Annotated in this window: 22 protein-coding genes; 6 read left to right on the top strand and 16 right to left on the bottom strand. The window is 57.5% G+C overall.

The genetic code is table 11. The annotated features are described in order from the left end of the window. Positions 1–10 precede the first annotated feature (10 nt). The 10 genes from HZS80_RS12965 to dctP all read right to left on the bottom strand — a co-directional run bounded on the left by HZS80_RS12965 (position 11) and on the right by dctP (position 9,111). Positions 11–619, bottom strand: coding sequence for a DUF1190 domain-containing protein (locus tag HZS80_RS12965; protein WP_035561183.1), 609 nt, complete (start codon positions 617–619; stop codon positions 11–13). A gap of 14 nt (positions 620–633) precedes the next feature. After that, positions 634–1,047, bottom strand: coding sequence for a DUF350 domain-containing protein (locus HZS80_RS12960; protein ID WP_179916319.1), 414 nt, complete (start codon positions 1,045–1,047; stop codon positions 634–636). A gap of 55 nt (positions 1,048–1,102) precedes the next feature. Continuing rightward, entirely contained in the window at positions 1,103–1,825 is a 723-nt protein-coding gene (locus HZS80_RS12955; RefSeq protein ID WP_035561188.1) for a DUF2491 family protein, read from the bottom strand. A 45-nt stretch (positions 1,826–1,870) separates the two neighbouring features. After that, entirely contained in the window at positions 1,871–2,566 is a 696-nt protein-coding gene (locus HZS80_RS12950) for a PspA/IM30 family protein (protein ID WP_035561193.1), read from the bottom strand. Positions 2,567–2,649: 83 nt separating this feature from the next. Beyond that, positions 2,650–3,108, bottom strand: coding sequence for a DUF2170 family protein (locus HZS80_RS12945; RefSeq protein WP_235272498.1), 459 nt, complete (start codon positions 3,106–3,108; stop codon positions 2,650–2,652). 143 nt (positions 3,109–3,251) lie between these two features. Beyond that, a complete protein-coding gene (locus HZS80_RS12940; RefSeq protein WP_179916318.1) occupies positions 3,252–4,781 on the bottom strand; it encodes a malonate--CoA ligase in 1,530 nt (509 codons plus the stop codon). Beyond that, on the bottom strand, positions 4,778–6,145 hold the full coding sequence (locus HZS80_RS12935; RefSeq protein ID WP_035561202.1) for a malonyl-CoA decarboxylase: 1,368 nt from the start codon (positions 6,143–6,145) through the stop codon (positions 4,778–4,780). The genes HZS80_RS12940 and HZS80_RS12935 overlap by 4 nt, the downstream gene beginning before the upstream one ends. A gap of 11 nt (positions 6,146–6,156) precedes the next feature. Further along, a complete protein-coding gene (locus HZS80_RS12930) occupies positions 6,157–7,491 on the bottom strand; it encodes a TRAP transporter large permease (RefSeq protein ID WP_179916317.1) in 1,335 nt (444 codons plus the stop codon). 2 nt (positions 7,492–7,493) lie between these two features. Next, positions 7,494–8,015 carry a TRAP transporter small permease subunit gene (locus HZS80_RS12925; protein WP_035561208.1) on the bottom strand — a complete coding sequence of 174 codons (522 nt, stop codon included), beginning with the start codon at positions 8,013–8,015 and terminating at the stop codon, positions 7,494–7,496. Between the two features lie 100 nt (positions 8,016–8,115). Further along, positions 8,116–9,111, bottom strand: coding sequence for a TRAP transporter substrate-binding protein DctP (dctP, locus tag HZS80_RS12920; protein ID WP_035561210.1), 996 nt, complete (start codon positions 9,109–9,111; stop codon positions 8,116–8,118). A gap of 156 nt (positions 9,112–9,267) precedes the next feature. Here dctP and HZS80_RS12915 point away from each other — a divergent pair, with 156 nt between their 5' ends. The 3 genes from HZS80_RS12915 to HZS80_RS12905 all read left to right on the top strand — a co-directional run bounded on the left by HZS80_RS12915 (position 9,268) and on the right by HZS80_RS12905 (position 12,229). Continuing rightward, the gene (locus HZS80_RS12915) at positions 9,268–9,951 is read left to right on the top strand and encodes a GntR family transcriptional regulator (protein ID WP_179916316.1); all 684 of its coding nucleotides are present in this window, start codon (positions 9,268–9,270) and stop codon (positions 9,949–9,951) included. Positions 9,952–10,070: 119 nt separating this feature from the next. Further along, positions 10,071–11,075, top strand: a complete 1,005-nt coding sequence (locus tag HZS80_RS12910) for a GlxA family transcriptional regulator (RefSeq protein WP_179916315.1) — start codon at positions 10,071–10,073, stop codon at positions 11,073–11,075. Further along, the gene (locus tag HZS80_RS12905) at positions 11,066–12,229 is read left to right on the top strand and encodes an MFS transporter (protein WP_179916314.1); all 1,164 of its coding nucleotides are present in this window, start codon (positions 11,066–11,068) and stop codon (positions 12,227–12,229) included. Before HZS80_RS12910 ends, HZS80_RS12905 begins: the two co-directional genes overlap by 10 nt. On the opposite strand, the gene HZS80_RS12900 is transcribed toward HZS80_RS12905, so the two are convergent. The 5 genes from HZS80_RS12900 to HZS80_RS12880 are packed head-to-tail and all read right to left on the bottom strand — an operon-like array spanning position 12,226 to position 17,564. After that, positions 12,226–12,672: a phosphatase domain-containing protein gene (locus HZS80_RS12900; protein WP_179916313.1), complete on the bottom strand. Its 447-nt coding sequence runs from the start codon at positions 12,670–12,672 to the stop codon at positions 12,226–12,228. The two genes, HZS80_RS12905 and HZS80_RS12900, sit on opposite strands and share 4 nt — an antisense overlap. Then, the gene (locus tag HZS80_RS12895; protein WP_179916312.1) at positions 12,660–13,751 is read right to left on the bottom strand and encodes an MBL fold metallo-hydrolase; all 1,092 of its coding nucleotides are present in this window, start codon (positions 13,749–13,751) and stop codon (positions 12,660–12,662) included. Before HZS80_RS12895 ends, HZS80_RS12900 begins: the two co-directional genes overlap by 13 nt. Further along, entirely contained in the window at positions 13,748–14,839 is a 1,092-nt protein-coding gene (locus HZS80_RS12890) for an ABC transporter ATP-binding protein (protein ID WP_179916311.1), read from the bottom strand. Before HZS80_RS12890 ends, HZS80_RS12895 begins: the two co-directional genes overlap by 4 nt. After that, positions 14,827–16,557, bottom strand: a complete 1,731-nt coding sequence (locus tag HZS80_RS12885) for an ABC transporter permease (protein ID WP_179916310.1) — start codon at positions 16,555–16,557, stop codon at positions 14,827–14,829. Before HZS80_RS12885 ends, HZS80_RS12890 begins: the two co-directional genes overlap by 13 nt. 2 nt (positions 16,558–16,559) lie before the next feature. Next, positions 16,560–17,564, bottom strand: a complete 1,005-nt coding sequence (locus HZS80_RS12880) for an ABC transporter substrate-binding protein (RefSeq protein ID WP_179916309.1) — start codon at positions 17,562–17,564, stop codon at positions 16,560–16,562. Positions 17,565–17,698: 134 nt separating this feature from the next. Here HZS80_RS12880 and HZS80_RS12875 point away from each other — a divergent pair, with 134 nt between their 5' ends. The 3 genes from HZS80_RS12875 (at position 17,699) to HZS80_RS12865 (ending at position 19,465) form a co-directional block, all read left to right on the top strand. Beyond that, positions 17,699–18,451: a DeoR/GlpR family DNA-binding transcription regulator gene (locus HZS80_RS12875; protein ID WP_035538847.1), complete on the top strand. Its 753-nt coding sequence runs from the start codon at positions 17,699–17,701 to the stop codon at positions 18,449–18,451. A gap of 76 nt (positions 18,452–18,527) precedes the next feature. Next, positions 18,528–19,100 (top strand): YgjV family protein, encoded by a 573-nt coding sequence (locus HZS80_RS12870; protein ID WP_179916308.1) that lies wholly within the window; start codon positions 18,528–18,530, stop codon positions 19,098–19,100. A gap of 98 nt (positions 19,101–19,198) precedes the next feature. Beyond that, positions 19,199–19,465 (top strand): DksA/TraR family C4-type zinc finger protein, encoded by a 267-nt coding sequence (locus tag HZS80_RS12865; protein ID WP_179916307.1) that lies wholly within the window; start codon positions 19,199–19,201, stop codon positions 19,463–19,465. Between the two features lie 23 nt (positions 19,466–19,488). Here the strand turns inward: HZS80_RS12865 and HZS80_RS23270 are convergent. After that, a partial coding sequence (locus HZS80_RS23270; RefSeq protein ID WP_218927706.1) for a hypothetical protein occupies positions 19,489–19,669 on the bottom strand: 181 nt, incomplete at its 5' end.

Raw genomic sequence — 19,669 nt, 5'->3', positions numbered from 1 at the left:
TGCCTAGGGGTTAGGAGCCCCAACCGCCGCGGGCAGAAGAGCGCGAGCCAAAGCCACGGCGCTGAGAGGTTGCCACTGAGCTGCGCATTGCATCATTACGCTGGGTGACGCGCTGGGTCGCCTGATTGGTAGCGGTGTTCCAGTTGCCCTGGTTTTGACGATTGCGGTAAACCGGCTCTTGGTAAACCCGCTCGAAGGAGCGTCCACGGTTGGTGTTGGACATCATGCTGCCGACCATATAACCCATCATGGCGGGCATAAACCAACTACCACCGGTGCTACCCGTCGCCGCTTGTGACTGTTCTTCGGTTGGCGCGGTGCAAGCGCCTTCACCATTCTCAGCTTCGCACTCTTCCAGGGTGCTATAACGCGGCACCGCTTCCAAGGACGCTTCGTAGGCATCTTCACAGGCGCTACGGGTATAGACATTTTCAGCGACGCAGGCTTCGACACTTTCAAAGCTGCGTGGCTCGTCAAATTCGATCTCGGTGATTTGCTCTTCCTGGGGCGGTTGGCCACAGGCAGTAAGACCAAAGGCGCTAGCGCCCATCATCGCTAATGACAAGCGCCCGCTGCGCTTGCGGCGTGGCAAATGAGGGGTGTGATCGTGTTTAGACATGCAGGCTTTCTCCTTTACCACGTCATCGAAGCGGCGTTGAGTAAGCCGACTGCCACGGCCACGCTGGCCATCAAAATGCCGTAGGCCTGGTGACCTTCGGTGATGTGTTGAGACAGGCTTTCGCCCTGTTTACGCAGAAACAGCTTAACCGCGAAGAAGGTGGCCAACTGAACAATAAAGGCGACGACGCCCCAGAGTACAAAATCGATAAAATTGATTGAGTGTGCCATCGCGCTGTAAAGCGGAATCGTAAAACCCAGAATCGAGCCGCCGTAGGCAGAGGCGGCGGCTGCGTTACCTTCGCGAATCAGCGTCCACTCGTGGTGCGGAGTAATGCGGCTGTAGCAGTACATAAAGGCGGCGAGCAGTACGATCGCCGTGACTAGATAGGCGATAAAGGATGGCAAGCCGTACAGGTAGTTCACCATGGTGGCGGTTTCCTTTTGTAGTAGGTAAAACGTATTTAAAAAACGGTGGTAATGATTACATAGCGTCAATATCGACGGAGGCCACATCTACCCCCACGTTGTGCACCACCATAAAGCTGCCTTCGCCATCGCTTTCTGCGCTCAGCAGTAAGTATTCCATACGCTCAGCGCCTTCGATGGTACGCTCATAGAGCATTGCATGGTGGGCCACATGGCGGGCTGACACGCTCTCGGTGGTCATTACCTGCTCTTCGAACACCACCGGCGGCGACCACAGGCTGTCGCCATTCCCCCACACTCGCTGATAGGTGCAAGTGCGCGCTTCCTCAGTGGTTGAGGTGAGCGCGATGGTTTGGGCGCCGATGCTGTCGGGCTGCTTATCTTCACCGTTGATCAAATTATCAAATTCGGCATCCGAGAGATGGGCAACACGGTAAAAGTCGAACAGCTTATATTCAAGCACCTGACCGTTTTCAATGTTGGCCTGCAGCCATGTGTCGTTATCCAGATAGAAGCGCACTAGGTGGGCTCCTTGACCAAGGTCGACGTGCCCCACGGCGGCAATATGATGGTAGTCATCGTCGTTCCAGCGAAACAGCGCATCGGGATGGGCACGCAGGCCGATCAGCTTAATATTCACGCGCCCATCCAGGCGCAGGCCCTCAAGGTCTTCCTGGCTGATGCCCATAGGCAGGCCCGCGGCCACCGGGCGGCCTGTATTCGGCTCGGGCGCCTTCTCCGTGGTAGCGCGAAAAAGTGCCTTGAGGGTGTTAAACATGGCCTGGCTCCCTAATAAATTTAAACGCTGACTTGCTCTTAACGCTTATTCCTGTGTGGCATTTTTCTTCGCTTTCAGGCGTGCTAACACGTCGTCTGCCTTGCGCTCCTGGCCACCCACGCCGGCTGCTTTGAGGCGGGCTTCCAGCGAACTACCGCTCTCTTCAGCGGCCATATCGTCAGCGGCCTGCATTTGCGCCGAATTAAGCTGCTGACGCTCTTTGATGCGCTCCAGAGACTCCATGGCGCTGCTCATCGCACTGTTCTGGCCTGAGTGGCGAGACGCGACGGCAGATTGGGCTTTTTGTGCTGACTCGGTGGCTTTCACCACGCTGACCTGCTGCTTGAGCTGGCGAAGCTGGTTATCGGTACCGCGAATGGCACTGCGCAGTTTTTCGATGCTGGCATCGTACTCGCTGACAATCGCACGCTCTGCTTCCAGGTCATCCTGCAGCGCGACCATGCGTTCAGCCACCTCTACTGCAAGCGCTTCCTCGCCTTTATCCAGCGCGGCTTCGGCACTTTTTTCCAGCTCGGCGATTTTGCTTTCCAGCGTGTCGGCTTTATTGCTGTTCAGCTGGCGCTGGCCCATCAGGCGGGTCAGTTCCGTTTTAGACTGGCTCAGGTGATTTTCTGAGTCGCGGATTTCCTGGTCTAAAATGCGCAGTGCCTGGGAATCTACCACTGTTTGACCGGTTTCAGTCGCTTTGCCACGCAGGGCGGTCATGATTTTGCTTAACATAAATAATCTCGCTTATACGTCACCTGAGAGGTGACACTAATTGATAACGGTGATTTGGATAATAGACGAACAATGGGTAAACGTTAGGCGAAGTGCGTTTGTATCAGTTCGGCGACGTCCATGGCCGCACTGGCCGTGGCGTGCAGCTCAGCGCAAATGGATTCAAGCTTGGAGTCGCCAAACAGCTGTCCGTATGCCACATAAAAGTCGTGCCCGTCGATCTCGACAATACCCACAGAGGCCAGCGGTAACGAGATGCCCTGGCGCAGCAGCACTTCGTTAAGTTCGGCGCTGTTTTTGACGCTGTCGACGGACACAATGGGCGCCATCGCGATCCACTCATTTTCGCTGCGCGAGAGGGTAATCGGCAAGTTGCCGTAGTCGTTGAGCTCCCAGATCAGCGTCTGATTCGCCTCATCCAGTCTAATGGTCGCTTCGGGCCACTCAACGGGCGTGTTTTCGCTGCTGGCGGATGCTGGCTGGCTGACTAACTTATAGAGTTCGCTGGCAGTAATACCGCTCGTGACGGTAGGCGTAGTCAAGGTGATTTGCTCCATCGTTCGTTAAGTAGTTTCACCTTAACACTTAGTAGAGCAAATGGTTCCTTTTCCCAGCAAAGCCGTACCAAAAGCCCCGCACGCGGCGGGGCAAAAGGCTGTTAAAAGTATGCTGGTAGGACGGGCTATTAAGGACTGCGATAGGTATCGTTAAACTGCTTGCGCAGCTCATTTTTCTGCACTTTGCCCATTGTATTGCGGGGTAGTTCATCGACAAAGAAGACCCGTTTGGGCTGCTTATACTTGGCTAGCCGACCGTCTAAGTGGCTGATCACCTTATCTTCATTAAGCTGATCTTCAAGACCTTGCTGGCGCACCACTACGGCGGTCACGCCCTCGCCAAAGTCAGGATGGGGTAGGCCGATGACCGCGGATTCAGCCACTTGATCGAGTTCGTCGATCACCTGCTCCACTTCTTTGGGGTAGACGTTGTAGCCGCCGGAAATCACTAGGTCTTTGTCGCGACCCACAATATGCACATAGCCCTGCTCGTCGACCATGGCGAGATCGCCGGTAATGAAAAAGCCGTCGTCTAACAGCTCCTCGCGGGTTTTTTCGGGCATCCGCCAGTAGCCGATAAACACATTTGGGCCGCGAATCTGCAGCATGCCAATCTCGCCCAAAGCCACCTCATCGCCGGTTTCGCGGTTGGTAATGCGCATCTCCACGCCGGGTAGCGGCATACCCACGGTGCCTGCTCGCCTTGCGCCTTCATAGGGGTTGGAGAGGTTCATATTGGTTTCGGTCATGCCGTAGCGCTCAAGAATCGCATGGCCGGTTTTGGCTTCAAAGGCTTCATGAGTTTCGGCGGTAAGCGGGGCGGAGCCGGAAACGAACAGCCGCATATGGGCGGTCACCTCCGGCGTCAAACGCTCGTCCTGAACCAGCCGGGTATAGAACGTGGGAACGCCCATCATCACGCTGCCATGGGGCAGCTCTTCAAAGATCACATCGGCATCGAACTTAGGCAGGAATAGCATGCTGGCGCCCGCCATCAAGGTGACGTTGCAGGCAACGAATAAGCCGTGGGTGTGGAAAATCGGCAGCGCATGGATCAGCCGGTCATCGGCGCTGAAGTGCCAGGCTTTGGCCAGGGTCTCGGCGTTAGAGGCGAGGTTTTTGTGCGTTAGCATGGCGCCTTTGGAACGCCCGGTGGTGCCGGATGTGTAAAGAATAGCGGCCAGGTCGCGCTCGCCAAGGGCCACGATATCCTCCCGCGGCGCTGCCGTGCGAGCGGTTTCCATCAGGCTGCCATCGGCGGCGCTGCCCAGGGTGACCACCCCAGGACAGCCGGTTTCAGCAGCAAGCGACCGCGCTTGCTCTTCTATCTTGGGGCGACAAACGAACAGCGCAGGCTCTGCATCGTTTAAAAAGTAGCGAATCTCATCGCCGGTATAGCCCGTATTAAGCGGTAGATAGACGCCACCAATACGCAGGCAGGCCAGGTAAAGCAGAATGGCTTCAGGGCTTTTATCGACCTGCACCGCAACGCGGTCGCCTTGCTTAACGCCTAACTCGGTTAGCGCACCGGCAAGCTGCGCGCTTATTGTCAGTGCATCGGTATAGCGATAGCGGCGGCCGTCGCGGGTAGTAATGAAATCGGCCTCTGCGCGCTCGCGCATTTTGGCAGCAAAGGTTTCAAATAGGTTGTGGCTCATTTGGTGGTCTCTCCCTTGGCCAGCTTGCGGGCGCGTTTGGCGAGGTCACGCACCTCATTTGAGCAAGCAACGGTCGCCTTGGCGGTATAGTTTTCGTGATTGCGTTCGATATCGTCCAGCACATACAGGTAGTTAACCATTAGCCCTGCGGCTTGTTTAAAGCCCTTCTCGGAGATATCGCCCAACCAGTTAATGCGGTGGAGTTCGGCGCCGTTGCCGAGGTGAAAGCGAGCCACTGGGTTGAGTGGTAGGCCGTGGCGGTTCTTCTCTTCGATGAGATAACGTGCGGCCAGCGGGCGGATCGCGGCTTTAAGCTGCTCTTCAAGCGCGTCGTCCTGATGCCATCCAGGGGTTTCAAGCCCTTTAAGCGATTTACGCAGCGACGAAGGCAGCTGCTCGTCATGACGTTGTTCTTGCAACCACTGGGCGAAGCCGGGCACCGGCGAGAGAGTGACGAAGTATTTCAGCTGCGGCAGCTCCTGGGAGAGCTCTTGCACCACCTGCTTGATCAAAAAATTACCGAAGGAGATGCCTCGCAGGCCGGTCTGGCAGTTGCTGATGCCAAAGAACGCCGCAGTATCGGCCTCCTCGGCCTCATCGATCCCTTTTTTGCTATAGCTGCTTTCGCCAGAAAGAATGGGCTGAATACGGCTTGGCAACCCCTTATGGAGGGCCACTTCCACAAAGATTAGCGGCTCATCGCCAATCGCTGGGTGGAAGAAGGCAAAACAGCGACGGTCGCGGGCGTCTAGCCGCCGACGCAGATCATCCCAATCCTGTATTTCGTGTACCGCTTCGTAGCGGATGATCTTCTCTAGAATCGAGGCGGGGGTGTTCCAGTCAATACGCTTGAGCATCAAAAAGCCGCGATTGAACCAGGAGCCGAATAGATGGGCGAAATCGTCGTCGATGGCCGCCAGTTCGGGCTGTTCACGCAGCAGCGCCAATAGATCCTCACGCATTTTAACCAGCTCATAGGTGCCGTCGCTGGCCAGGTTTAAACGCCGGAAAAGCTCCTGCCTGCGTGGCTCACAAGCTTCAAACAGGCGCTGTAGCGATTGGTTGTCGCGAACCTCTTGATACGCCAGATAGGCCGCGTCAATGGGGCCGGGCTCGGCCGAAAAGTCCGTCGTTAGGCGGGCAAAGAAGCTGCTTTTCTCCGCCGGTGACAGGCGCTGATAAATCGCCAAAGCGCGGCTTGCCAGCGCAATGCTGGAGGCTTCACCATCGCTTTCCAGCAACTTTTGGCAGGCTTTCACCAACTGCCCATGGTCGGGCGTTAACGTCTCTGGATGGCGGCGCCGTAACAACGCATCACGTTGGGTGATGTTGTTGAACAGCTCCTGCAAAAACAGCATGTTCATGGTCGAACTCCTTAACCCATGATCAAGTTAGGTAGCCAAAGCGCGATGCCTGGGAAGAGACACAGCAGCAAGATACCCAGCACCATACACAGCGCGTAGGGCAAGCTTCCCATCAGAATGTCGCGCAGCGAGATATCCGGCGCGATGCCTTTAATAATGAACAGGTTGAGACCCACCGGCGGTGTGATCAGGCCGATTTCCAAGTTAATGGTCAAAATCACCGCAAACCAGTAAGGGTCGAAGTTGGCCGCCAGGATGATGGGTAATAGAATCGGCGCGGTCATCACGATTACGGCCACGGGCGGCAGGAAGAAACCCGCCACTAGCAGGAAGAGGTTAATGACCCCCATCAGCGCCCAGCGGTTGATGTCCAAGTCAGCAATCGCGCCCGCCACGGTTTGGGTGATAAACATCGAGGAGAGCGCGTAGGCGAACACTTCGGCGGTGGCGATCACCAGCATGATCATCACGCTTTCACGCAGCGAGTCGCGCATGATCAGTTTGATCGGCCCCAACTGCCACATGCGGTAGATCAGAATAGCCAGCGCCAAACACAGAAATGCGCCTACACCTGCTGCTTCTGAAGGTGTTGCCACCCCGCCATACAAGGCAAACAGAATACCCGCGACGACACCCATGAAAGGCAGAACACGGACGAGGGCTTTCAGGTTGGTATCAACATTCTGCTTAACGTTCTGTTTTAGCCGTTCGACGGACTCCGCCATCGGGTTGTTATAACCACCGGCCATCTTGCAGGCGATCATGGTCCAGATCATAAACAGGCCCGCGAGCATAAAGCCTGGCACTACCCCGGCGATAAACAGCCGACCAATAGAAGTTTCGGTGGAGATGCCGTAGATAATCATGGTGACCGACGGCGGAATCAGAATGCCCAGGGTGCCACCCGCGGCAATACAGCCTGCTGCAACGCCATCCGGGTAGCCGCGCATGCGCATTTCAGGAATGCCCATTTTGCCAATCGCCGCACAGGTGGCGGGGGATGAACCCGATAGTGCGGCAAAAATAGAGCAGGCGCCGATATTGGAAACCGCCAAGCCGCCGGGCAGCTTGCCCATCCATAGATCCAACGAGCGATACAGATCGCGCCCGGTGGGGGAGGAAGCCACCGCGGCGCCCATCATTATAAACATCGGAATGGCGACAAAACCAAACTCGGCGATGCGGTCAAAAAAGGTTTCACCGAAGTAGGTGAGCTCGGAAAGGCCACGGTCGTAAATCAGCGCCAGCAGCGACACACCGCCCAGGGCGAAAGCGATAGGGGTACCAATGGCCATCAGCCCAATCAGCGCGATGGCGACAATAATGCCTAAGGTAATGGGATCCATGCTTAGCTCTCCCCACGCAGAATTTCAGCCACATACTGCAGCGACAGCAGGGTGGAACCGACTGCCATGGGCAGTAAGGCGGGCCACAGCGGGGGATTCCATACCGAGCCAGTGGTCCACTCGCCATGCAGCGCCTCAAAAACATAGACCCAGCTGGCGTACGCCAAGGCGGCACAAAAACCTAATCCAAACAGCGAAGCGATCAAGCGCATGATGGTGCGGGTAATTCCGCCCAGCGCATCGGGAACAATGGTGATAGCCACGTGCCCGCCGGTCATCAGCACATAAGGGCTCCCCATCAACATCGCTGCCGTTACTGAGAAGATGGTAAATTCGGTCTGCCAACTGGTACTCATTCCGAGTAAGTAGCGAATAAAGACCATCTGGCAAATCACTAATACGCCAGCGATAAACATGGCGCAGGCCAAATAGGCGGAAAGCCGCGAGAGCTTATCCATGACGCGAATGTAGCCGCCAATGATGCCCCCTCGCGCAAGGGCATTGTGAGTCGTTGCAGGTGCCATAATTCCCTCGACAAGCTGGTTATTTCGCCAAGCTAAGCAAGCATCAGTTGAAAACGGCCACCCCGAAGGGCAGCCGAGCCGTTAGGCGTTCATAGGTTGCTTACTCGACGGCCAGTGCTGCATCGATAATGGCTTGGCCATTGGGAACATTGTCGGCAAAGTTTTTGTAGGAGGTTTCACGGGCGATTTCCAGCCAGGCGTTGTAATCGTCTTCGCTCATGCTAACGACCTCTACACCGTTCTCTTCGTAAAGATCGACCATCTCCTGATCAATGGCGGCGGCCTCTTCAGCAAAGAAGGCTTCTGCGGCTTCACCAGCTTCCGTCAGCGCCGCCTGCTGCTCTTCGTTAAGTCCTTGCCACACCTGCTCGGAAATTAGAATCGGTTCGTACATAAACCACAGCGCGAAGTCGCCCGGCTCGGTCAAGCACTCGACCTGCTCGTAGAGGCGGAAAGAGATAAACGACATCGACGAGGTGTTGGCGGCGTCCAGAACGCCGGTTTGCATGGCGGTGTAAACCTCAGAAGACGGCATTGAGGCGATGGAGGCGCCGGCGGCTTCCAGCATCTCTTCAAACGCGGGACCTGCGGCGCGCAGGTTCTGGCCCTCGACGGTATCGGGTGAGGTAATGCACTGCTCACTAGAGGCAAAGCCGCCCGACAGCCACGCGTCTGAGAGCACACGAGCACCGCCCTCGAGGATCACCGCTTTAATCATCTCCATGTATTCGGAGTCATTCAGACGCTGAGCATGTGCCTGGTTGCGCACTAAGCCTGGCATCAGCGTGGCAGAGAACTCAGGGTGCCGCCCGCTGGCATAATCCAGCGGCAGCGAAGTGATGTCCAGGCGGCCCCGGGCGATGGCGCCCCACTGTTCGCGCGCTTTGAACAGCGATTGGCCGGGGTAGACTTCAATGGTCAGGCCAACGTCGGCATCGGCTACGTGACGGGCCATCATTTGCACCATTTCATCGCGAACATCCCCCTGGCCACCAGGGAATTGATGCGACGCGCGAAGCACGGTATCGGCAGAAGCGTGGGAAGCCGCAATAGCGAGACCGAGGGCGGCAGCAGTTGAGATCAAATAGCGTTGCATGTGGCGTCTCCAACAATTGTTGTTATGTGTTTGGATTGACTTTATGTATCTATCAGTCGAGCTGATATATATATCAATAGGCGCTACGTATGCTAATGTCAACTGTATGACAGCATTAAAACGGCTAAGGTGAGTCGCGATCCAAGGAGGTAAAACATGACGGGCACCAAGCGTTCCAACGCTCAGCGATTAAGAGATTCTCTTGAGGATGACATTATTAATGGCCGCCGTGTGCCAGGAGAGCGCCTGGACCCGGAAGCCTTGGGCCATGAGTTTCAGGTCTCGCGAACACCCGTGCGCGAAGCCTTTCAGCAATTGGTGGCCAGCGGGTTAGTCACCGTTTCGCCGAAGAAGGGCACCTTCGTGGCAAAAGTAGGCATTGATCAGTTGATCGAAATGTTTGAGGTGATGGCGGAACTTGAAGGCATGTGCGGACGCTTGGCGGCCCGCCGGATTACCGAGCCAGAGCTGGCTGCGTTAAGAGAGGCGCATCAGCGCTGCGAAGCAGCGGCCCTGGCTGGCGACAGCGACGAGTATTACTACGAAAACGAAGGCTTTCACGACTGTATATACACCGCTAGCCACAACGCCTTTTTGGCCAGCGAAGCGCGTCAACTGAAGCAGCGCCTAAAGCCCTACCGGCGCCTTCAACTTCAGGTGCGCCAACGGGTAAATACTTCCCTCAGCGAGCACCAAACCATCGTGGAAGCCATCGAACGGGGCGACCCTGTGGCGGCGCAGCAAGCGCTGAGCGATCATGTATTAATTCAAGGCGAGCGCTTTAGTGATTTCGTTTCCAGCGTACGCAGGATGGAGGCGCCATTAGAAAGGACGGGCTGATGCGAATGTAGCGCTTTTATAAAGATGTCTGAATCGGTGGGGTAATGGTCCTTGCCGACATATCGCGTAGCGCTGACACTCTCTCTACTGCTTTGATAGCCCGTTAGCGGAGAGAGACAGTGACTCGTCATATTGCCCTATTTGCCTACCCCGACTGCCAGCTGCTGGATGTCAGCGGCCCCTGGCAAGTGTTTGCCAGCGCTAATGCGTTAAGCCCTCAACCGCTCTACCAATTGACCCTTGTCGCTGATGCCGTCGGCCCGGTTATCACCAACGGCGGCCTAGCCGTGCATGCTACGCACACCTACCACCAACTTACTCATTTACTGCCCCTGGATACGCTGTTGGTGGCGGGCGGCAGTGGCGTGATTCAGCAGCTTGAAATAGCCGCAGTGAAGCAGGTGCTTTGTGAGGTCGCCCCAGAGGTGAGGCGGCTAGGCTCTATCTGCTCTGGGGCATTTTTGTTAGCCGCTTCAGGGTTGCTGGATGGCTGCCGCGTCACCACCCACTGGCGCCATGCACCTCAACTGGCAGATGAGTACCCCGCACTAAGCGTTGAGCCGGATGCACTGTATATCGAAAGCAACGGCCGCTACACCAGCGCCGGTGTAACGGCGGGGATTGATTTGGCGCTTTCGCTGGTAGAGGCAGATCACGGTGCTGATCTAGCCGGGCGGGTGGCCCGTGAGCTAGTGGTGTTTTTGCAGCGCCCAGGTGGGCAGTCGCAGTTCAGCGAGATACTGCGACACCAACAAGAGGCGGGGCCGCTGCGCCGCTTGCTGGATCAGCTCCACGCCGACCCCAGCGTAGATCACAGGCTTGAGAGCATGGCCGACCTGATGGCGGTCTCCCCGCGCCATTTAACCCGGCTATTTAGACGCTACTTAAATACCACTCCCGGCGCTTACCTGACCCAACTACGCCTTGAGCAAGCGCGCCTGGCGCTGCTTAACGAGCGCGAGCAGCTCTCCCTTGAACGTCTGGCACAACGCTGGCGGCTGGGCGGCGCGGAGCAACTGCGCCGTCAGTTTCAGCGCTACTACGGCGTATCACCCTCGGTCTATCGTCAACGCTTTGCGTCTTCCCGCACCGATTCACTTCAGGAGAGTGCCCCATGCCTTTAACCGTCGCACTACTATCGCTCTGCCAAGCGCTGCTGGTCACCGGAAACGTTTTGCTGATTGCCGTTTCGCCGCTGATTGGGGCGTCTTTGGCGCCAAGTGCGTCATGGTCGACCGCGCCGGTTGCCACCCAGTGGCTGGGGCTGATGTGTGCCACCATTCCCGCCTCATTAATTATGGCCAGGCTGGGCCGAAAACGCGGCTTTATACTGGGCAATCTGGTGGGACTGGTGGGTGCACTGGTCGCCGTGCAGGCGCTGATCGGCGAGCGCTTTGGCCTGTTCTTGTTGGCCACTTGGCTAATTGGCATCGGCATTGGCTTTGGTCAGCTCTATCGCTTTGCTGCGGTGGAAGCCGCCCCCGCCGCGATGCGAGATCGGGCGATTGGTTTGGTGATGGGGGGCGGTGTGCTGGCGGCGTTTGCCGGGCCGTGGCTGGCCAGGGTGAGCCGTGAGCTGGGCGAGGTGCCATTTTTGGGCAGCTTTGTTGGTTTAGCCGTGCTCTACGCTCTGGCGTTGGTGGTGCTGATGCTGACGCAACTGTCGCCCGCATCCCGCACCCACGGCGAAGGCATTGCGCTGCCGCTGGGTAAGATACTCCGCCAACCTGGATTTATTGTGGCGGTGAGCGCGGCGATGGTCGGTTATGGCGTAATGAACTTGGCCATGACCGCCACACCGCTCGCCATGGCGGGGGCAGGGCACCACTTTAACCATGTTTCAATGACCATTCAGTGGCACGTGGTCGCGATGTTTTTACCCTCGTTCTTCACTGGCCATTTAGCCACCCGCTTCGGTGCCAAGCAGGTGATTGTGGCCGGCTGCCTGCTGCTGGTAGCGAGTGCTCTGGTCGCCCAATGGGGTGTCGGCTTAGCGGGGTTTAACGTGGCTCTTATTTTGCTGGGGTTGGGCTGGAACTTTACCTTTTTGCCCGCTACTGGGCTGCTCACCGAGAGCTACCGCCCGGTGGATAAAGCGCGCACCCAGGCTGCCAACGAGTTTTTAGTGTTTGGCACTGCCGCCATCACTGCGCTGCTCGCCGGGCCCTTGGTCAGCGGTTTAGGCTGGGCGACGCTAAACCTAGTGTTGCTCCCTGCCGCGCTGGTGCCCTTGGCGGTGCTGGTTTGGCAATACCGAGCCAGTCTGGCAAACGCTTAAAAATCTCCCGGCGCGCACTGTAAACAGGTAAGCCCAAGCGCGCGCCATTGGGCGACCACGGCGTCGCGGTCATCCAGCACCAGCCAAGGCGCAAAACCATCGCTGCGCATACGCTCCAGAAGCGCCTCTTTTACTGCTTCATCATCTATATGGTCGTCACCTTCTGGGCGCAGGTACATGGCGTCAAAAGGAATCGTGTGGCGCTCCAGCCAGCGCTGGGTATGCTCACGGTGGCTGTCCGGGCGGCCACTGCAGATAACGATCTGCTGGCCTTGGGCTTTAAGAATTTTGACCAGCTTAGCCACCGCTTCGATCACCGGGGCTTCGGCCATATGGGCAAAGAAGGGTTCCCACTGTTTTTGACTGCCCAGCACCCAGTCGCTGACCTGGTGGGGGTGAAACTCGGCTAAGGTGCCGTCGACATCAACAATTACTGCGGACATGCATAACTTCCTAAACAAGAGTGAGTGACCAAACGAGTATTGGCTGTGAAACGCTGAGCAGTGCCGAGGCGGTTGGTTAGCAACCCATGCCACGCCTTTAATTCGTTATCGCTAAGCTGAGTAAATAGCGGCACTACTTGAGTAGCGCCCAACTGATCAGCGAGCGCCACCAGGTGTGACGCGCGCAGGTGCACATTCCAGCGCTGCCAGCTGATTTGGCCTGCCGCTAGCTCGGCGCGGCGATCAGGGGTTAAGTAACCGGTGTGAAGCAGGCGATGGTCGGGCCACTGTTGTGGGGTGTCATCGCGATCACGCATTAGTCTTAGCGTGGCATTTTCATCGTCTCCTCGTGCCAATACCTTGGCGATAGCGTCATTAGTGCCAGGGCGCCGCAGCGCCTCAGGCATTGCCAGTAGGGCGGCAAGATTGGTGCGAATATCGGCGTCGATGGCGAGTGTTAACCCTCGCGCCGAAGCCTCATCAACCAGCCATAGAGCCATTTCCAACGCACGGCCGGTTTCCGGCACCGGAAACGCCAGCGGCTGATCAAGGCGCTCACTAATAGCCTGCACACACTGCGTTTGGGGTTGGTCGTAGCAGCCGTAGGAGGCATCCAGTAGCGCAATAGCCGCTTTAGGCGGGGTATCAAACGGAAACACAGACGACTCAAAACAGGCATCGCCGCTATAGAAAACACCGCCTTCCACCGCTAAATGCAGCCACACACCGCCAAGCGAGTGCCCCGCTTGGCCGGTGGTGACGGGAATGCCTTCCACCTCTAGCGTGCCGCGTTCGGGCAAGGGGCGCCACGCGCGGTTGTGAGGTAAGGCCTTGGCTACCAGCGGCGTGCAATAAAGTGGCACGCTCTCTGCTAGCTCGGCCACGCCGCCGATATGGTCAATATGGTCATGGCTAATCAGTACGGCATCCACATCCAGGTTGTTCGCCCAAGTGATAGTGTCATCCGGGTGGAGTGCACCGCCTGCATCTAGCAGTAGGCGTTTTCCCTGAGCTTCTACCACTATCGCAGCAGGCCCTTTGGCACCTAAACCACTGAGAATCTCGATAGTGACACTCATTGCTCGGGCTCCAGGCACCAGCCCTGCTGAAGGTCGACGGCAACCTGGCTACCCAGGTCAGGCGCGGTGTGGTGGTAGGCCAGCAGGATTTCCCCACTGGGCAGGCGCAGGCTGAGTTCGTAGCGCTCGCCGCGGAAAATCACGTTCTCCACCTGTGCGGCAAGCTGGTTATGAATCGGAGTTGCGGAGGAAGCGGGTGCCGCGCTGATCTGAATATGTTCCGGGCGCACCAGCACGCTTTGGGTTCGTTCGGACTTGATGGTGTTCAGCCCGCGCATCAGGGCCGCGCCCTCAAGAAGCTTCCCTGGGTGACCGGCGGCGACCCTTAATTGGCTGCCCTGGCCGATAAAGCCCGCTACCCAGGCGGTTCGCGGCTGCCGGTAAAGGGTTTCAGGGGCACCCCACTGAACCAGCTTGCCCGCTTTCATCACCGCAATTTTATCCGCCAGCGCCATGGCTTCGGTTTGGTCGTGGGTGACGTAAACCAAGGTGGCGCCGGTACGCCGGTGAAAATCGCGGAAGCTGTGCTCCATGGTGGCGCGCAGGTGCCGATCAAGGTTGGCCAGTGGCTCATCCAGCAGTACCACCGAAGGGTCGCTGACCAGGCAGCGCGCGAGAGCGACGCGTTGGCGCTGGCCGCCACTGAGGGCCTGGGGCATGCGGTCGGCATAAGCATCGAGCTCCACCAGGGCCAGGGCCTGCTGCACCTTCTGGTGATACGCCGCCCCGCGCAGGCCGCGCAGCTTGACCGGATAGCCCACATTGTCCGCCACGCTCATATGCGGCCACAGCGCATAGGACTGAAATACCATGGCCATATTGCGCTGCTCGGGAGGCACATGGGTATCGGCGCTGGCCAGGGTGCGATTGGCTAATTGGATCGTGCCGTCATTGATCGTCTCAAACCCCGCCAGCATGCGTAGCATTGTGGTTTTGCCGCAGCCACTGGGGCCGAGCAGGGCGACAAATTCGCCTGGATTGATCGTCAGCGACAGCGCATCGACTGCCGTCTGTTCGCCAAAGCGCTTGGTAACACGATCGATCGATAGCCCTGCACTAGATGGCACTGCCATGCCTAACTCTGCCATGGAATGACTCCTTTAGGTAAACGCGGCGCCAGTAAACTGAGTGTCAGCATCAGCGAGGCGACCATGATTACCACCAGCACTGATACCGCAGAGGCCAGCACGCTTTCGCCGCCTTCGTCGAGGTTGAAAATCAGCACGCCGAGGGTTTCGTTACCGGCGCTCCATAGCAGGGCTGACACGGTCAGTTCGTTGACCGCCAGCAGAAACACCAGCAGGCCGCCGGCGAACAGCGCGGGCGCCACCAGGGGTAAAATAATGCTGCCCAGGCGTCGCCAGGGGCCTGCACCCGCGAGCTGTGCCGCCTCTTCAAGGGAAGGATCCAGCTGCGCCAGGCTGGCGGCGACAGGCTTAACGCAGACCACTAGAAAGCGCGCCAGGTAAGCGATAAAAATCAGCCCCAGGGTGCCGTAGAGCGCCACATTGATAATCGGCAGCGGGCGAACAAAGAGCAGAATGCAGGCAATGGCCAAGACCACGCCGGGAAGCGCATAAGGAATCTCAATGGCACTGAGTACCACACCCCGCCAACGCTCCGGCAGGCGCTGTAGCCGGTAAGCCAATGGCAGACTGAGCAGCATCAGCACCACCGCCGCGCTGCCCGCTAGCCACAGACTGTTGTTCACCGCTCGCCATGTGGCGCCTTGGCGACCCATCACTTCGGCGTAAGCGTTCAGAGTGGCGGTCTCAGCGTTTAACGGCACGCCCATGGCGGGTACCAGCGAGCTGATAATGAGCGCAAGCAGCGGTGCGACCAGAATAATCAGTAAGATACCAACGAGCGTGGCGGTCACCAGCGAGCGCCAACTTCCCAGGGTGAAATCGTGTGAACGCCCACTATGGCCGCCCAGCCCGAAGCGGCTGCGATTCATCAATTGCTGTTGCAACGCCACCCCAGCCAATGCCAGTAAACCAATCAGCAAGGAGAGCGCAGCCATCTCTGCCAACACCCCGGTGCCGAAGTTGGCCATACGCTGGTAGATCAGCGTGGGCAGCACGTAATAGCCTGCGGGAATACCCAGCATGGCGGGGATGCCGAAATTGCCGAGACTCGAGATAAACGCCATCGCGCCCCCGGCGATCAAGCCGCTACGGGTCACGGGTAGAATAATATGACCCCATACCTGGGTCTGTTTGGCACCGCTAATGCGGGCGGCTTCGATCAGTTCCTGGGGCAGCGAAAGCAGACTGGTACGCAGGGCTAGAAACACCAGTGGTGCGCTCTGGATGCCCAGCAGTAAAGCGATGCCTTCCGCGGAGTAGAGCGGCTGTGGGCTGCCTAGCGGCGGCGCCATGCCAATGCTTTTCAGCAGCGGGCTGGCCGGGCCAAAGAGCTGCAGCCAGCTCAAGGCGGTAACCTGGGGCGGAATCATCATCGGCAGCATAAAGCAGAACACCAGCCACGCTTTTCCGCGCACATTGGTGAGCGTGATGGCAAAGGCGAACAGGCTACCCAGGATCAGGGCGATCAGCATGCCGAGCCCCGAGGTATACAGGCTATGCCAGAGTGCTCGCCAAGTGCTGGCACTGTTGAGCACCTGCCACAGCGGCGATTGGCGGCCCTGGGTAAGATCGCTCAACGCTTCGAACAGGAGGCGCAGGCTGGGTGCCAGGCTGAGCAGCACAATGGCAATCAACAGGCTTGAAAGCAGCCAGCGGTGCTGGCTGCCGTACTTGTTGTCGCTGCCGTCCTTATTGTCATAGTTGAGAGCGGGCGTCATGATTACCCGCCGAAGAGGTCGCTAAAACGCTGTTTGAGTTCTTCTTCCTGCGCCAATGCCTGCTCGGTATCAACCGGCATCAGGGTAATGCTATCGCGCTCGGGGAAGCCTTCCGGAGGGGTAACGTCGTTGTGGGCAGGTAGGTAGCCCTGCTGGCTGACCAGTTCCTGGCCCTGCTGGGAAAGCACGAAATCAACAAACTTTTGCGCGGCATCGACATTCTCTGCGCCCTGCATAATAGCGACCGGCTCGGTTACCGCGCTCACGCCTTCTTCCGGAAACACGAATTCGACCGGCGAGCCTTTGGCAGCTTCACGAATCGGCAGGAAGTCCACCACGATGCCGTAGGGCTTGGTGCCCGCGGCCACGGCGTTAAAGACGCCCCCATTGCCGCCCTGTGCTTCGGTGCGATTGTCGTGCAGGGCGTCGTAGTATTCGGCACCTAATTCTGGATTAGCACTAATTGCCGCCATATGGATCAGTGCCGCGCCGGAGTAGAGCGGGCTGGGCATAGTGACCAACCCTTCGTAGTCAGGCCCCAGCAGATCTTGCCAGCTTTGCGGCTGATGCTCGGCGCCGGTGTTATAGACAATCCCGGTGGTGATCAGCTTGGTGCCGTAGTAGTAGCCTTCCGGGTCATACAGGTCGGCGTCATAGGCTTGGCGCTCATCGCTTAGGTAAGGCTGTAAATGGCCCTCTTGCTTAAGTGATTCCATGGTCATGCTGTCGGCAATCAGCAGTACGTCGGGGTTGCTCACCCCGGCTGAAAGCTCCGAGCGCAGCCGGGTCATTAATCGCGTGGTACCGTCGCGTACCCACTCCACTTCAATGTCGGGATAGGCTGCTTCAAAGGCGTCAACGGTTTGCTGTGCATCGCTATTGGGCTGGCTGGTGTAGAGCGTCAGCGTTTCGTTCGCCGCTACCTGAGCTGAAAGGGAAAAACTGGCTACCGCGACGGCAGCAGTAAGGGCAGATGTCGGAATAGATAACAGGGTGCGCTTCAACATGGGTAAACCTCCAGTGAGTGAACCCCACCTAAGCTACTGTCATCTGCTTACAACAAAGTGACAGTACGCTTTCGTTCAACCTTTTGTGGCTTTCGTTTGTCACGCTTTTTACTTTCGTTGTGCTGAGAGGGGCTATGCGCCAGTTCGAACGTCGACAACAGCTATTACAGCGAATCCACTCACAGGGGCGCCAATCGGTAGACAGCCTGGCAGGCGAGTTTGGGGTTTCTGTGCAAACCCTGCGTGGGGATATTCGCCACTTGGCTGATAAAGGCTTGGTGCTGCGCCGCCAAGGGGAGGTGCTGCCGTTTCCCGAGCAGGAAAACATTGGCTACGACCAGCGTCAGATCGTGAACGTGGCGGGTAAACGGCAGATCGCGGCGCGGGCAGCGAGCTTGGTACAGGATCATCAAGCACTATTTTTAGGCACGGGCACCACGGTTGAGCAGTTGGCCGATGCGCTGAGTGATAAGCAAGGCCTGCATATCATGACCAATAACCTGCATGCGCTGATTAAGCTGTGCCAGTTGAAGTGTGAGTTAGTGGTGGCGGGTGGACGAGTGCGTCGTCGTGACCAGGACGTGATTGGCGGCGATGCCTGGCGCTTTTTTCAACGCTACCGTGCCGATGTGGGGATTGTCTCGGTGGGGGGAATGGATAGCCATGGCCAGCTTTATGACTATAACGACGACGAAGTGATGGCCCGAGAGGCGCTGTTAGCCCATGCCGGTTATCGTGTATTAGTGCTGGATAAAACCAAGTTCGACCTGCCGCTACGCTGCGCCGCGGGTCAGTTGGGTGATTATGATGCCGTAGTGACCGATGTGCCGCTGCCAGACAAACTACGCAGCCCGCTGGCTGCCCAAGGCGTTCGGTTTCTGGGTTAGGGCGAACGCTAACTGTGCCAGTATGGGGCTAACGGCAGCTTTTAAAACGACAGCATACAAAAGAGGAGCGTTATTAATGTTAGACAACCTAAGCCATAGTGCCCTGGCTGGTCAGCTCTGTGGCTTGGTGGCCCTGGTGATATGCGTAGTGGCCTTTGCCAGTAAAAACGACGATCGCCTCTTGGTGTTACTGATTTCTGCCAATGTGGCGTTTGCGCTGCAATTTGTCTTTTTCGAGAGCTGGACAGCGGCTGCGCTAACGGTGCTGGTGATGCGGATTGTTCTGGCTCGCCGTTACCTGGGAAGTAAAGCCGTGATGGCGGGTGTCTTGCTGGCCAGCGGTATCGCCGCGGCCTTCACTTGGCAAAGCTGGGTGGATATGCTGCCGGTGGCGGCCATGGTGCTGGGAACCGTTGGCATGTTTCTAATGCGCGGCATTGCCATGCGGGTTTTTTTGGGGCTGGCTGCCTTCGCCTGGATGCTGAACAACCTGCTAATTGGCACGATCGGCGGTACTGTTGCAGAAGGGCTGATCGTGGTCACCAACATCATCACCATTATTCGCTTAGTGCGGGCCAAGCGAAAATATCCTGATGTGTTTGAGGGGGGAGAGGAGCCTGGTGCTATCACCAAAGCTGGTCAGGACTAACCCCTTAGCTCTTTGCATCCTGCATTAACAACGAGCGTAACTGCTATGCTAAAGGTTTGATGTTGAACAGTTGTTTTTTTAAAAGGAGGTAGGAGACCATGGCAGGTGGATGGGCAAAAGACGGTGCCGAGCAAGAACAGATGGAAAGCACACTGGACGATGCGGTGCGGCGTGCGCGTAGCCAACTGCCCTCAGGGGATAGCCTTGAGGCATGTGAGGAGTGCGGTGGCACCATTCCTGAGGCGCGTCGCAAGGCTATTCCCGGTGTGCGTCTCTGTGTGGCGTGTCAGGCAGAGCAGGATAAAGCACAGTCCGCTTTTAGCGGCTATAACCGCCGCGGCAGCAAAGACAGCCAGTTGCGTTGAGCGTATTTCTCTAAGCAGAGTGACTACAGGGGGCTGTTTGCGTTTAAGCGTCGTGATCCGTATCCGGCAGGCGCTTGAAATAGACCTGAATCCGTGAAGCCGGCGCCGACACTTTCCCTATCACCGCCAGCGAGCACTTTTTGATCATTCGCCCCGTGCAAGTTGGCTTTCGCAAGCCCGTTATTGCCAAAACCCACCGTGCTG

It is taken from the genome of Vreelandella glaciei (assembly GCF_013415125.1).
GTDB lineage: Bacteria > Pseudomonadota > Gammaproteobacteria > Pseudomonadales > Halomonadaceae > Vreelandella > Vreelandella glaciei.
The sequence above is the reverse complement of the archived record's forward strand: the minus strand, read 5'-3'. Positions and strand labels throughout refer to the sequence as shown.